This window comes from Paenibacillus ilasis (assembly GCF_043195395.1).
Lineage (GTDB): Bacteria > Bacillota > Bacilli > Paenibacillales > Paenibacillaceae > Paenibacillus_AQ > Paenibacillus_AQ lautus.
This window is the reverse complement of the sequence record NZ_JBHDJG010000003.1, coordinates 91,633-105,054: the sequence shown is the minus strand read 5'-3', so window position 1 is coordinate 105,054 and position 13,422 is coordinate 91,633. Positions and strand designations below refer to the sequence as shown.

Sequence of the window (13,422 nt, the reverse complement as noted above, 5' to 3'; positions counted from 1 at the left end):
AAAGGAGGTGGATCGCATCCGGTACTGCGAGAATCACGGTTACTGAAGATGCGGGCGATACCGATGGCCTTTAAACCGAAAATGTTGATTTTTTCACACGTATCCAATCCGTCAAGCATTACGGGAGCGGAGAAGCTGCTTTTGTTCTTCTGCGGGCAGTTGTCTCCATTCTTCGAATGTGTTCTGGTTGCACCGAATGAAGGCCGACTGACCATGCTGGCCAGACAATCCGGGATTTTGGTGAAAATCTACAAAATCCCATTGCTCTACAGTGTATATACACCTGGTGCCCATCTTATGAACGAAGCGGATAAGTTAATGACAACACCTGTATTCCGGGCCTTGACGAAATGGATAGCAAGTGAAGGACCTCAGGTGATCCTTACCAATACCTGCGTTCATGTTATGCCGGCGGCTGCCGGAAAACGACTCGGGATTCCCGTGATGTGGCAGCTGACAGAGAAAATTACGAATAACGGGTATGCCCATTTGTCCACTTCGTTAATCCATCAGTACAGCAGTTGGATCATCAGTATTTCCGAGTCGGTAGCCGAGAGCTTCCCGCCGGAAGTGAGGCAGTCGAAGATGACGGTTCTTCCTCCATCCTGGAGCGAGTCTGACATTCAGCAGGAAGCATGGCCGGGATGGAGGGCCGCCTACCGGGAGAAGCTTGGGATCACATCGAACAGACCCTTAATAGGGATGATCTCGTCGTTTCTGATCGAGAGCAAAGGGGTTCATCATTTCATCGACATGGCGCTTTCGCTCAAGGATGCCTATCCGGACGCTGTCTTTCTCATTGTAGGCAGCGTGTTGGACCTGGACTATGAGAGATTGTGCCGCGATCGGATTGCTTGGTCAGGGGCTCAGCACCGATTCATATTCGCCGGTCCCCAGGATGACATCTCTCAGGTGTACTGTGCGCTTGATGTTGTTGTCGTTCCGAGCGTGGTACCGGAGGGATTCGGATTGACGGCACTGGAGGGCCTGATGTACGGGAAGCCGGTCGTTGCCTATGCATCAGGGGGACTCCAGGAAGTGTTGACAGCTGTCGGCTGTGCGCATCTGCTAGCTGACCCAGGAAGCACGGACTCTTTGGCGGAGAAAGTAAGGTTCATACTGGATCAACCGGATCAGGGAGTTTCCTTGGGGATGCAGAACCGAATGAAAGCGCAGGCTGTTTATGGTCCTGTGATGTATCAGGTGCGGGTGAACGAGATGGTTTCCCGGTGGATGAATGAGCATCCGGGGTGGTTCCAGGCGACGGCAAGGACGGCGAAGCATCAGGCTGCTCCGACGAGACGGCACAACCAGGGAAGGCGAACCCGGAAGAAACGCAGCGGAGCGGGACTGCGCCGGAAATTACCTCGCACGAGAACCAGAAGAACGGAAGGAAAACCGACCAGGCGACGGGCATCAAAGCTTAGACAACGCAGAACGTCCGCAAGGCGACGGAAGGCATAAGACGAGGGAATGGTAGAGTCGGATCAGGCGTTTGACATATTTGAAAGCAGACACGCCTCCGCTCTGCCATCTCAAGAATAAGGGAAGAATGGTCGTGCTGCGGAAAGATCGCCTTCGGATCTGTGATTAACTTGGCAAGGGAGAATCCGATATGAAAGTCATGACAATCTTGGGTACGAGGCCCGAAATTATCCGATTAAGCTTGATCATTCCTCTTCTAGACCAGTATGCAACGCGGCATGTACTCGTGCACACGGGGCAAAATTTTACGAATACTTTGAGCGGGGTATTCTTCTCGGAAATGGGACTCCGCAGTCCGGATTACGTCCTTCAGGACCGCCAGGCGACGCTCGGTGGCCAGCTGTCCGTGATGTTCAGCCGCATGGAAGAAATATTGGAGCAGGAGCAGCCCGATACCGTACTGCTGCTGGGCGATACAAACAGCGCGCTTTGCGCCGTGCTGGCTGAGCGTCTGGGATACCCCGTGGTCCATATGGAAGCGGGGAACCGCTGCTTTGATCTTGATGTGCCTGAAGAGAAGAACCGTAAAGTCATTGATGCGGTATCCTCCATCAATATGCCTTACACGAACTACAGTAAGAATCATCTGCTTCGCGAGGGCGTACCGAGTCAACGCATCGTTCTGACAGGGAACCCGATCTATGAAGTAATGAAGCATTATGAAGCTCAGGTCAATCAAAGCCGGATCATGGAGCAGCTGTCATTGTCGCCTCAGCAATATTTTCTGGTTACGGTACACCGCTCCGAGAATGTGGACCGACCTGAGAATTTGAAGGAAATTTTAAATGGGTTAAACGCGGTTGCGGAAACGTTCGGACACCGGCTCATATGCAGCCTGCATCCCCGGACGGCTTCGCGCCTTGAAGGGGCGAAGGAGGTCAGTCTTCATCCGCTTATTGAATTCCACGAGCCTTTTGGCTTTTTTGATTTTGTGAGGCTCGAGAAGGACGCTCTTTGTGCCATCACCGACAGCGGCACGGTACAAGAGGAATGCTGCATCATGCACGTACCCACAGTGACGGTTCGGCGGACGACGGAGCGACCGGAGACTGTGGATTGCGGAAGCAACATCGTTTCCGGCCTGAGCGCGGACCGGATCCATGGAGCGGTCCAATTGATGACTCAATTGAGTCGCGACTGGAAGTGCCCGGAGGGCTATTTAGCGGACAATGTGTCGCGTACCGTCGTAAAATATGTGCTTGGAGGGAAAGTGAATGTTCACTAATCAACGGATTTTGGTGACTGGCGGCACAGGCTCTTGGGGACATGAACTGATCAGCCAGCTTCTGCCGCTAAATCCTAAGCAGGTCATCGTCTATTCCAGAAGCGAAGCCACGCAGGTGGCTATGGACCGTGAGTTTGAAGATCCGCGACTCACTTTCCGAATTGGAGACATCCGCGACAAGGAAGCTCTTACGGCAGCCTGCCAGGATGTTGATTACGTATTTCATCTTGCGGCGCTAAAACATGTTCCTGTATGTGAAGAGCATCCCTATGAAGCTTTGAAAACCAATGTGGTAGGCACCCAGCATGTCATTGAGGCGGCTATTGAAAATCAAGTGAAAAAAGTGATATATATTTCAACGGATAAAGCTGCAAATCCATCCAACTTTTACGGCATGACCAAGGCGATTGGCGAAAAACTGATCGTGTATGCTAATCTGTTGAGTACGCACACTAAATTCGTCTGCGTGCGGGGCGGCAATGTTCTCGGAACGAACGGGAGCGTCGTTCATGTATTCAAGAATCAGATTCGGCAAAAGGGACAGATCAGCATTACCGATCACAACATGACCCGTTTCTTCCTGACCTTGAAGGACGCGATCTCCTTGCTGTTCAAAGCGTCGATTGAAAGCATCGGCGGTGAAATCTTTGTTATGACGATGCCGACCTGCCGCATCGTGGATTTGGCGGAAGTGCTTATAGAAGCTTCGGGTCGCAGCGACGTCTCCGTGGTTGAAACCGGAATTCGTCCGGGAGAGAAGATCCATGAAATCCTCATGAGTGATTTTGAAAGCCTGACTACCGTTGTTTACGATGATGAATATTTGGTCATATTACCGACTCTCGAGATTCCTGGTCTGAATGAGCGTTATCAACACCTGTCCAAAGTGTCTTTCAACAGCTTCAGCTCGGAGCATCAATTGATGACCAAGGACGAAATACGGGATATTCTGCGCCGCGGAGGATTCTTGCCATGAAGATGCTCATTCTCGGGGGAAATGGCATGGCGGGACATATGCTTGTACAGTACTTTCAGTTATCCGGCAAGCATCATGTCTTTTATACGACCCGGGACAGAAGTGATTCACAAGGGCTGGTGCTGGATGTAACCGATATGAGTGCTGTGGAGCATATGGTTAAGGCGGTTTGGCCGGATATCATCATCAACGCCGTAGGCGTCTTGAATCAACGAGCTGAAGAAGACAAAATAAACGCATATCATATCAATGGATTTTTGCCTCATCGTCTGCGAAATTTAGCGGGTAGCATTTCAGCGAGACTTATTCATATCAGCACGGATTGCGTGTTTCTGGGTACCAAGGGAGGCTATCGGGAAGATGATCTTCCCGATGGTGCAACTTCCTATGCGGTAACCAAAGCGCTGGGCGAGGTCCAAGACCCGGATCACTTGACCATTCGAACCTCAATCATCGGACCTGAAATCCGGCAGAGCGGAATTGGCCTGTTTAACTGGTTTATGAAGCAGCGGGGCGAGGTTTCCGGCTACCGGGCCGTACAATGGAACGGCGTTACCACGCTGGAGCTTGCCAAAGCGATCGAATTCTTCATGAACAAGGACGTGGGAGGTCTCATCCATCTAGGGCATCCGAACCCGGTAAGCAAATATGAATTGCTGTTGTTGTTCAAGGACATATGGGGGAAACACGATGTGGTTGTGGTCCCGACCGACGATTTTGTTCAGGATCGGACACTGCGCAGCACGCGACTTGATGCAACATATCCATTCCCGAGCTATGTTCAAATGTTAAAGGAGATGTACGAATGGCAGCAGAAACATTAAAAAACAAAAAACTGCTGATCACAGGAGCCACAGGTTTTACAGGCTTACATGCTTGCGCTTATTTCGTTCGGCAGGGCTGCACGGTCGTTGCTGCCGGTAGGAATAAGAAAACGCTGGATTCGATACAAGGTGTCATATCCGCCGAGTGTCATCTGGAGGATCGTGAGCAGGTGAATGACCTGATCAAAAGAAGCCTTCCTGATTATATTTTGCATTTAGCCGGAAAAAATTCAGCTTCGGAGTCATGGAAGCATCCTGCCTCTTATATGGAGAGTAACGTTATGGGCACCATCTATCTGCTGGAGGCCGTCCGGCAGCACTGTCCGGACAGCCGGATGGTGATGGTTGGTTCCAGACTGAGCGTGGATCCTGCAAAAGGCGCGGCCTCCGTTCCTCACCCGTACAGCCTTAGCAAAACCTTTGCCAGTTGGTCGGCAGCGGCCTGGCATAGCATGTTCAACCAACACATCGTCTTGGCAGAGCCATCCAATTTGATTGGTCCTGGAGAATCGACAGGGTTCTGCACGCTGCTTGCCCGGTATATTGCCGGTTGTGAAGCGGGCAGGCCCCTACCGCTGTTCCGTATCAGCTCCCGTTTTGAATCAAGGGACTTTCTGGACGTTCGGGATGCGGTAGCTGCATACGGCGTACTTCTGAAGAGCGGCTCTTCCGGCATGACGTATCCGATTGGATCGGGGGAAGAGCATACGCTTGGAGAGCTGGCTGAGCGCTTGCTTAAGGAGACCCAGACGGCGGTGCCCATGGATTGGGGCCCTGAATCCGCCTCTCTTTCATTGGATTCATTAAATAAGGGAACAGGTGGGCAGCAAGGCGCCGAGCTTCTCAAAGCGCTGGGATGGCGTCCGCAATACCTTCTGGAGCGATCGCTTGCCGATATTATGGATGATGCCAGAATACAGGTACAGTGATCCTCTTCATAAGAAAATGAATTAAAACGCCGATGGATGCGAATGATCCAATCGGTGTTTTTTTGTCCATAAAATTAGGTTTGATCATCAGTAATCTTCCATGTTAAAACCTTTCAGCATACCACCTCTGCCACAAGGTCATCCTATACGATGTTAATACACTCATTATAGAGATGGAGGATGAATCATGATTAAATCCAAGGCCCTCAACCTGACCGTCTCCACGGCATTGCTGCTCAGTATGGCTGCAGTAGCAGGATGCGGTAACGCCAATGACGGCAACACGACACGTACGAACAATGTGGACAGTGGCCGTATCGGTGTGAATTCCGTACGTAACAATCAGAATGTCCGCAGTACGCAGCAGCATGACCTGACCAACCTGAAATACAGCAAAACGCTGTCGAGAAAAGTTTCGGATATCAGTGGTTTAGGCACAGCCCATGTATTCGTGACGAACCGCAATGCGTATGTATCGCTGTCCAGGGATGGGATGAACACCAACAACATCAACGGTCATGTGACAGGTATGAGCACTGGAGCAAATCGTGCCACTGACGGAACGATGACGGGCACGAACACAACGAATGTCAGAAACCGTACCTTTGGCACTTCAGGTACAGGCAGCGTGGGGCTTCTGCGAGGAATGGCAAATGATACAAGACGTGCAGTGGACAATACAACGGGTCTTGGAACAGGCCTGGGCCGTAATGCCGATAACCGCGGCTTTGGTGTAAACGGAACCACTACCAATGGCGGATTTGGCGGCAGCAATTATAATACGTTGAACGGAACACGCACCAATGGACTCATGGGTACTAACGGCACAGGTACCAATAACCTTAACGGAACCAATGGTACGACAAATAACACTTATATGGGAACAGGCATCAACGGCGTTCCTTATGGAACCAACAATAATAACATGGGCATGATGAGCAACAATCGTGAAGAGGTACCTCAACATGTACGTCAGGAGATTACGAGCAAAATTCGCAAGACCGCTCCACATATCAGTCAAGTATATGTTTCCACGGATGAGGGTTTTTATCAGCATGCTAATCGATTTGGAACGGACGGGAATGCAGCGAACACGGTTGGAACGCTTTCGCGCGATTTCGGTACATGGATTAACCGTTTATTTCCGCTGAACCTTGGCGGTCGTGACGGCATGAACGATACCCGCGGCAACCTGATGAAAAACGATACGGATGACGGTTGGTTTGGCGGTAATCGGAACAGCCGGTAAAACCTCTACACCAAAAGGAGCTGCCCTTTAGGAATGAAATTATCCCTAAAAAGGCAGCTCCTTTGCTTTGTTTGCCATATAAGCAATAATCAATCAAATTAATGCTTGCGTTGTCCTTGAATCCAAACCCCTTGAAGCTCTAGATCACTTGAAAGCAACAGAACGTCAGCAAGCTTGCCGGCTTCAAGAGAGCCTGTAAGATCAGCGATGCCGATTTTTGTAGCGGGATTTATGCTTCCGACGCGGGAAGCCTGCTCAATGCTTAATCCAACCTCTCGGACCAACAGCTGGAAGCCTTTAATCATCGTCAGCGTACTGCCAGCCAGACTGTCTCTATTGCTCTTGAGTGTGGCGATGCCGTTCTCGACAACAACCGGCAGGTCACCAATCGTATATTCGCCGTCAGCCATACCGGTAGCGGACATCGCATCGGTAATCAGAATCAGATTTCCGTCTTGCTTCATGCGGGCTAGAATCCGAATGGCTGCGGGGTGAACATGAATACCGTCAGCGATTATCTCGCAGCTTAAGCGATCGTCACTCAGCATCGCGCCGACCACGCCAGGCTTGCGGTGATGCAATCCTGTCATCGCATTGAACGTATGCACGCCATGGCTAAGACCTGCTTCCACGGCAGCCTCGACTTCCTCATAGGTGGCATCCGTATGCCCCAGAGCAGCCACGATCCCGTGATTGTTCAGCCAAGCGATGGCTTCTAGGGCTCCCTCACGCTCCGGTGCAAGTGTCACCTGGCGAACCAGGTCAGGGTAAGTGGATACCCACTCTTCCAGCCAATCAATATTAGCGTGGACGATATGCTCCGGATTTTGTGCGCCAGGCCATTTTGGACTGATAAAAGGGCCTTCCAAATGTACGCCTACCAGTCTTGTGTAAGGCATGTCTTGCTTGCGGTAGTCGTTAACCTCTTGCAGCACATGGTCGATGGCTGCCTTAGGGGCCGTCATCGTGGTAGCAAGCATGGCCGTGGTGCCCTGGGAGCTGTGGAACGACGTGATTTTATCCAGGACATCCTTGGTGGCATCCATGAAATCTTCGCCGTTACCCCCGTGTACGTGGATATCGACAAAACCGGGAATAATGTAGCCATCCGGTTGATGGATCACTTCCGTTGCCGCCTGCTTCAGATCGGCAGGGAGTCCTGATGCATCACCGGCGTATGAAATGCCCTCTCCTTGAATTGCCAGCACGCCGTCTTCGCAGATGCCGTTTGGCGTCAGGACTTGACCATACAGCAATTGGACAGAATCTTTTCGTTCGCCGCTCATACCAGCAGTCTCCCTGCGCCTTGATCCAGAAGGACCACCACGTTCGGATGACATTGAAGCAGCGATGCCGGACACGCTGTTGTAATAGGTCCTTTCAATGCGCGATGAACAATTTCCGCCTTATCCTCACCGCGGACGAGGAGAAGGATTTGACGTGCTTTCAGGATGGTGGCAACGCCCATCGTAATCGCATGGGTTGGCACATCATCCAGGGTAGGGAAGAATCTTGCATTGGCGTTACGTGTTTTCTCTTGCAGCTCAACCACATGCGTACCGCCGCTTAAGGATTCACCAGGTTCATTGAAACCGATATGTCCGTTATGTCCAAGTCCGAGAAGCTGGAGATCAACAGGGCCGAATTCTTCCAGCATTTTATCGTAGTTCAGGCATTCTTCTTCCGGATTGGCAGCATTTCCGTTCGGCACATGGGTCCGTTCGATCTGGATGTCCACATGATTGAAGAACTTCTCGTTCATGAAGGTGCGGTAGCTCTCCGGATGGTTCTCCGGAAGGCCAACATATTCATCCAGATTATACGTTGTGGTCTGGGCGAAGCTGACCAGTCCTTGACGGTTCATTTCAATCAGCTTGGCATAGAGCCCGACCGGCGTGCTTCCTGTTGCCAGTCCCAGCTTGGCGCGCGGATTGGTGTGAAGCAGGCTCGAGATCAGATTAGCGCCTGTTTGCACAAATTGTTCTTCATCGCGGAATGTGTAAATATTCATTGGTTATTGTCCTCCTCGGCTTTTGCGATAGTTTTGAACATTAAGATATGATTGCTCCAGACGGGGAACATACGTAGAGAAGTCCCGACTGGCCATACCCATGAACAGGATGTCAATAATGTGAAGCTGGGCGATACGCGAAGCCATGTCTCCCCGGCGCATTCCTTCCTCTAACGAGGATGAATACAGTGTAATGTCTGCCAGCGCAGAGATGGCACTGCTTCGGTACGATGTGATACTGATCGTGAAGGCGCCGGCGTCTTTGGCACAAGTTAACGCATCGATGGTCTCCGGTGTTTCGCCGGAGTATGAAACAGCCACGGCAACGTCGCTTGAAGTCAGTGTGGAGGCGGATGTGATCTGCATATGGGAATCTGCGAAAGCCGTGCAGTTTTTGCCGATCCGGATCAGCTTCTGGTAAAAATCCTGCGCCACAATGGAAGAGGTAGCCACGCCGTACAGATCAATCCGCTTCGCGCGGCATAGGGCATCTACGGCACGCTCCAGCTGACCCAGATCGAGCAGCTCTGTCGTATCCCGTATCGAAGTCAGATGATTGGATTCAATCGCCTCGACGATGCCGGCAAGCGGGTTGCCGGCAACGATATCCTGATAGCGCGTATTTCCCGTGCGTGAAGCCATTTCGGCATGAGCAATCTCGGCAGCGAGCTTGAGCTTAAAATCAGGATACCCCTTACACTGAAAGTTCTTACAAAAACGGGTTACGGTGGCAGCGCTAACCTCACACTGCTCTGCCAGATCTTTAATGCCCATATGCACAATCTCGGATGGAGCTGTCAAAATAAACTCTGCAAGCCGTCGTTCCTGACGGGGCAGACTTTCCTTTTCGACAGAAATAATATGCAAGATTGGTGTCATCACAAGCCTCCTTCAAGGTTCCCGGTGAGCTTATTGCCTGGGCATAACGAATGGGATTCCAAGTCTGAAAATTATTTTTAAAATTATGAAAAAATAAAGAAAATAATTTTTACACCCTCATCATAGACCAACCTTCGAGAGGAAGCAAGGACAAAAATCGCCAATACAGGCCAATCGCCCAAATTGTTCGACTCTTTCGCACCTTCCCCCTTGATCTTACATAAGATGAGTTGACTGTATCCCTTACCCTTGTTAGACCACACATACCCGGGCAAGGAGGGGTGACACCATTGAAGGGGACCGACCACAACAGTAAGTTCTTGTTAACCCACCGTGAACGCGAAGTTTTTGAATTGCTAGTGCAGGACAAAACGACTCGCGATATCGCCGGGCAGTTGTTTATTAGCGAAAAGACGGTGCGTAACCACATCTCCAATGTCATGCAAAAATTAAACGTCAAGGGCCGTTCGCAAGCTGTCGTTGAGTTGATAAAACTCGGTGAGTTGAAGATCTGACACCATGCCGGTTGCATGAACGAAAGCACAGCGAAAGCCTTCCTTCCCGTAGCAACGGGAGTGAGAAGGCTTTTTTGTGTTTTCCTTCCGGGAATCCGGTTATATTTGAGATCGGGAAAGGGCAGGCGCCGCCATTAAAAATAGAGATATGTTAAAATGTTTGTAGTTGGAATTGAATGTAGCCACGTCGTTTATACGTGATCATGGAGTACAAATCTGCTGTTCGTTCTGTAGCTATTTTGTACAAATAGCCTGCACATGTCGGAGGTGAAATAAACGTGGAGTGGATGATCGGGATGGTGGGCGGAGCCGTTGTTGTCCTTCTTGTATTGGTACGGTTCAGGCGCAAGAAAAGCGGAAGTGATCGTAATGTTATCCATCTGAAAACAAAAACGCGAACCCGCAGCGGTCAGCATGGACAAGCGTGCAGTAAATGCCACCGCAAGCGCCAATTAATCTTTTATGCGGATGATTCCGGTGCGGTAAGAGGGCTGTGCACCGATTGTAAAAAAGAGCTTGAACGGCACCAGGAATTATATCCCGTATAGTGAGATGCACGGCGGTATACAAGAGGAAGTGCGAGGGGAAACTAATCTGCGCATCTCCTCTTTTTTTGAGTCATAAAGTACATATGCTTTGAAGCTCTCCGAAAACGGCGAGGACTCCCTAACTTCAACAAGATTGTGTATAGTGAATAACAGTTCCAAATCGAAAGGGAGTGCAGAACTTGAACAGGTTTGGCAGGCTGAATACACTGCGGAATCAAATCTTCCTTGGATTTATGCTGGTGATGGTTATCGTATTGGCATTGGTCGGGGTTTTTGTATATGATCAGGTGTCGGCTTTGCTGCGCAACAGTGCGGAGAAGCATATTCAGCAGACGGCCGTTCAGGCCACCGGTAAGCTGGATGCGCTGCTCAAGCAGGTGGATACGCTGACGGCCCAAGTCTCCACGAACGCAACGGTTCAGCGCTTTCTGGCGCAGGAGACCGCAGGTAAGCCGATTACATTCGGCGAACGGCAGTCCTTGCAGCAGGAGGTTCGTAAATATGAAGCCTACGCTACGGGCATCCGGTCGCTGGAGTTATATACGAAGGATTATCGGCGGCTGTTTCCGCTGGATGAAGGAAGTCTGACCAGCCGGGTTAGGGGCGATTGGATCGCTTCGGCAGACCAAGGCATGGGGAAGCTGGTATGGTTCGGTCAGGATCCCCGGGATCCGGATGTGGTGGTAGCGGTGCGGAGAATCCGGCTGATTGATCATTCCTTTGCCCACGGCGGGTACTTGCTTGTGAAGCTGGAGAAGGACTATTTTGCGCTGGCGGATTCAACTGGCGGCATGGGCAGCGATTCGCGTGAAACGATGGGACTGTTTGATCAGGCGGGGAATGAAATCTCGTCGGATTTTGCTACCCCGGTGGATTCGAAAGAGGTTTTGCACCGCGAAGGGGAGACGGTTACGGTCGGCCATGAAGACTACATTGCCGTACAGAAACAGTCCGAGGCAACGGGCTGGAACTTGGTCATCTTGACGCCTGTCGATTATACGACTGAGGGAATATCGGTGCTGCGAACCGCGATTATCGTATCCGGGGGCGTTGGCGCGCTGCTGTTTCTGATCTTAAGCTTTATTCTGACCACGATGATCATCCGACCGATTTTGAATCTGATTAAAGCCATGCGCGGCGTAAGGCTGGGGACGCTGAAGCCCATTGCCGTCACCTCGAAGACGATGGAGATCAACGAGCTTAACAATTCGTACAACCAGATGGTGGATTCGTTGAACGAATTAATCGAGGTCGTGTATCAGAAGGAGATCATTCAGAGCCGTACAGAACTTAAAGCGCTGCAGGCGCAGATCAATCCGCACTTTCTTTTTAACACATTGGAAGCGTTTTACTGGGCGCTGGATGATCAAGGCGAAGAAGAGCTGGCCCAAATCGTGGTCGCGATGTCCGGCTTATTCCGTTATGTCATTAACCGCAAAGACGAGGATGAGTGGGTATCGGTCAGGGACGAGCTGGATCATGCCGAACGTTATTTGATGATTATGAAAATGCGGATGCTAGACCGATTATCCTGGAAAATCGAGGCGGATGAAGCCAGCAAAAGCGTGCCGATTCCGAAGCTGCTGATTCAGCCGATCGTGGAAAATGCGATCCTGCACGGGGTTGAGCAGCGTTTGGGGCCAGGCACCGTCATTGTAAGGGCAACCGCCTCCGATCACCCGGGATATACGGTCATTTCGATTACCGACGACGGTCCCGGAATGGACGAGCAGACGGTGGCAGCCCTATATTCCTCCATGGAAAAAGGATACGCGGAATCTTCTAAAAAAAGCGGTGTCGGCATTGCCAATGTAGAGCAAAGAATCCGGCTGTATTACGCTTCCGGGCAAGCCGGCCTGCGTATTCACAGCGTGGTGGGTCAGGGAACGACGATCTCATTTCAAATTCCGAATGATTTTCCGGCGAACGATGGGGAGGGAGAAAAACATGAAAACGATACTGATCGTGGACGATGAACCGAGAACGAGGGAAGGGGTAAGAAAGACCCTGGAGGCGTGGTCGTCGGGTCGCTGTAGAATCGTGACGGCTTCAAGCGGCGTAGAGGCGCTGGAGTGGCTGCGGCAGCAGGTGGCGCATCTGGTGGTGACAGATATCCGCATGCCGGAAATTGGGGGGCTGGAGCTGATTGAACGATTGCATGAACTGGAGCACCCGCCTGTCATTATCGTCATATCCGGCTATTCGGAATTCGATTATGCCCGCAAAGCGCTGCAATACGGCGTCGTGGATTACCTTCTGAAGCCGCTGGATAAGCGGAAGCTGGTAACCGCGGTCGAATCGGCCCTGGAACGCCGGGAAAAAATAGATCGGATTGAGCGGATGGAGAAACTGGTGGATCCCAAGCTGCTGGAGGCGGCACAGCAGGATAAAGGCTACAGCATCCAGGTGCAGGAAGCGCTGAAGTACGTGGATCAGCATCTTCAGGAGCCGGTATCGCTTAAGGAAGTGGCCGAAGTGCTTCATTTGAACTCCAGTTATTTCAGCGTGCTGTTCAAAGAGCAGACCGGGCTCACCTTCAGCGAATATCTGACGCGCCGCAGGGTGCAGCGGGCCAAGGAGCTGCTGGCGGGCACATCGCTGCCTGTCGCGGATATTGCGGAGAAGGTAGGATACCAAACGGCAAAATATTTCGTGAAAGTGTTCCGTGACCTTGAGGAAGTAAGCCCGAGTCAATATCGCCATAGCGTATCCGATAGCGGAGAAGAAATCTAATAAAAGTGGAATTAGTCCCAATCATTATGACCTTATACTATCATCCCC

Annotated in this window: 13 protein-coding genes; 10 read left to right on the top strand and 3 right to left on the bottom strand. The window is 51.1% G+C overall.

Annotation, left to right across the window (positions count from 1 at the left end; all coding sequences use genetic code 11):
* Positions 1–81 precede the first annotated feature (81 nt).
* The 6 genes from ACETK5_RS24720 to ACETK5_RS24695 all read left to right on the top strand — a co-directional run bounded on the left by ACETK5_RS24720 (position 82) and on the right by ACETK5_RS24695 (position 6,688).
* Positions 82–1,464 (top strand): glycosyltransferase family 4 protein, encoded by a 1,383-nt coding sequence (locus tag ACETK5_RS24720; RefSeq protein WP_243390964.1) that lies wholly within the window; start codon positions 82–84, stop codon positions 1,462–1,464.
* 151 nt (positions 1,465–1,615) lie between these two features.
* The gene (gene wecB, locus ACETK5_RS24715) at positions 1,616–2,710 is read left to right on the top strand and encodes a non-hydrolyzing UDP-N-acetylglucosamine 2-epimerase (RefSeq protein WP_326115378.1); all 1,095 of its coding nucleotides are present in this window, start codon (positions 1,616–1,618) and stop codon (positions 2,708–2,710) included.
* A complete protein-coding gene (locus ACETK5_RS24710; protein WP_100540757.1) occupies positions 2,700–3,686 on the top strand; it encodes a polysaccharide biosynthesis protein in 987 nt (328 codons plus the stop codon). The genes wecB and ACETK5_RS24710 overlap by 11 nt, the downstream gene beginning before the upstream one ends.
* On the top strand, positions 3,683–4,510 hold the full coding sequence (locus ACETK5_RS24705) for a dTDP-4-dehydrorhamnose reductase family protein (RefSeq protein WP_394058445.1): 828 nt from the start codon (positions 3,683–3,685) through the stop codon (positions 4,508–4,510). The genes ACETK5_RS24710 and ACETK5_RS24705 overlap by 4 nt, the downstream gene beginning before the upstream one ends.
* A complete protein-coding gene (locus ACETK5_RS24700; protein WP_394058443.1) occupies positions 4,492–5,439 on the top strand; it encodes an NAD-dependent epimerase/dehydratase family protein in 948 nt (315 codons plus the stop codon). The genes ACETK5_RS24705 and ACETK5_RS24700 overlap by 19 nt, the downstream gene beginning before the upstream one ends.
* 187 nt (positions 5,440–5,626) lie before the next feature.
* On the top strand, positions 5,627–6,688 hold the full coding sequence (locus tag ACETK5_RS24695) for a YhcN/YlaJ family sporulation lipoprotein (protein WP_394058441.1): 1,062 nt from the start codon (positions 5,627–5,629) through the stop codon (positions 6,686–6,688).
* Positions 6,689–6,786: 98 nt separating this feature from the next.
* Here the strand turns inward: ACETK5_RS24695 and nagA are convergent, their stop codons facing one another.
* From nagA to ACETK5_RS24680, 3 genes are read right to left on the bottom strand one after another with little or no spacing between them, the layout of a single operon-like run.
* Positions 6,787–7,974: an N-acetylglucosamine-6-phosphate deacetylase gene (nagA, locus tag ACETK5_RS24690; RefSeq protein WP_394058439.1), complete on the bottom strand. Its 1,188-nt coding sequence runs from the start codon at positions 7,972–7,974 to the stop codon at positions 6,787–6,789.
* Positions 7,971–8,699, bottom strand: coding sequence for a glucosamine-6-phosphate deaminase (gene nagB, locus ACETK5_RS24685; protein ID WP_100540762.1), 729 nt, complete (start codon positions 8,697–8,699; stop codon positions 7,971–7,973). Before nagB ends, nagA begins: the two co-directional genes overlap by 4 nt.
* A gap of 3 nt (positions 8,700–8,702) precedes the next feature.
* Positions 8,703–9,578, bottom strand: a complete 876-nt coding sequence (locus ACETK5_RS24680; protein ID WP_127589561.1) for a MurR/RpiR family transcriptional regulator — start codon at positions 9,576–9,578, stop codon at positions 8,703–8,705.
* A gap of 290 nt (positions 9,579–9,868) precedes the next feature.
* Between ACETK5_RS24680 and ACETK5_RS24675 the strand changes: the two genes are divergently transcribed.
* The 4 genes from ACETK5_RS24675 (at position 9,869) to ACETK5_RS24660 (ending at position 13,374) form a co-directional block, all read left to right on the top strand.
* On the top strand, positions 9,869–10,093 hold the full coding sequence (locus ACETK5_RS24675; protein WP_006208732.1) for a helix-turn-helix domain-containing protein: 225 nt from the start codon (positions 9,869–9,871) through the stop codon (positions 10,091–10,093).
* A gap of 287 nt (positions 10,094–10,380) precedes the next feature.
* A complete protein-coding gene (locus ACETK5_RS24670; protein WP_394059084.1) occupies positions 10,381–10,641 on the top strand; it encodes a hypothetical protein in 261 nt (86 codons plus the stop codon).
* 179 nt (positions 10,642–10,820) lie between these two features.
* Positions 10,821–12,617, top strand: coding sequence for a cache domain-containing sensor histidine kinase (locus ACETK5_RS24665; RefSeq protein WP_326119835.1), 1,797 nt, complete (start codon positions 10,821–10,823; stop codon positions 12,615–12,617).
* The gene (locus ACETK5_RS24660; RefSeq protein WP_394058436.1) at positions 12,589–13,374 is read left to right on the top strand and encodes a response regulator transcription factor; all 786 of its coding nucleotides are present in this window, start codon (positions 12,589–12,591) and stop codon (positions 13,372–13,374) included. The genes ACETK5_RS24665 and ACETK5_RS24660 overlap by 29 nt, the downstream gene beginning before the upstream one ends.
* Positions 13,375–13,422 lie beyond the last annotated feature (48 nt).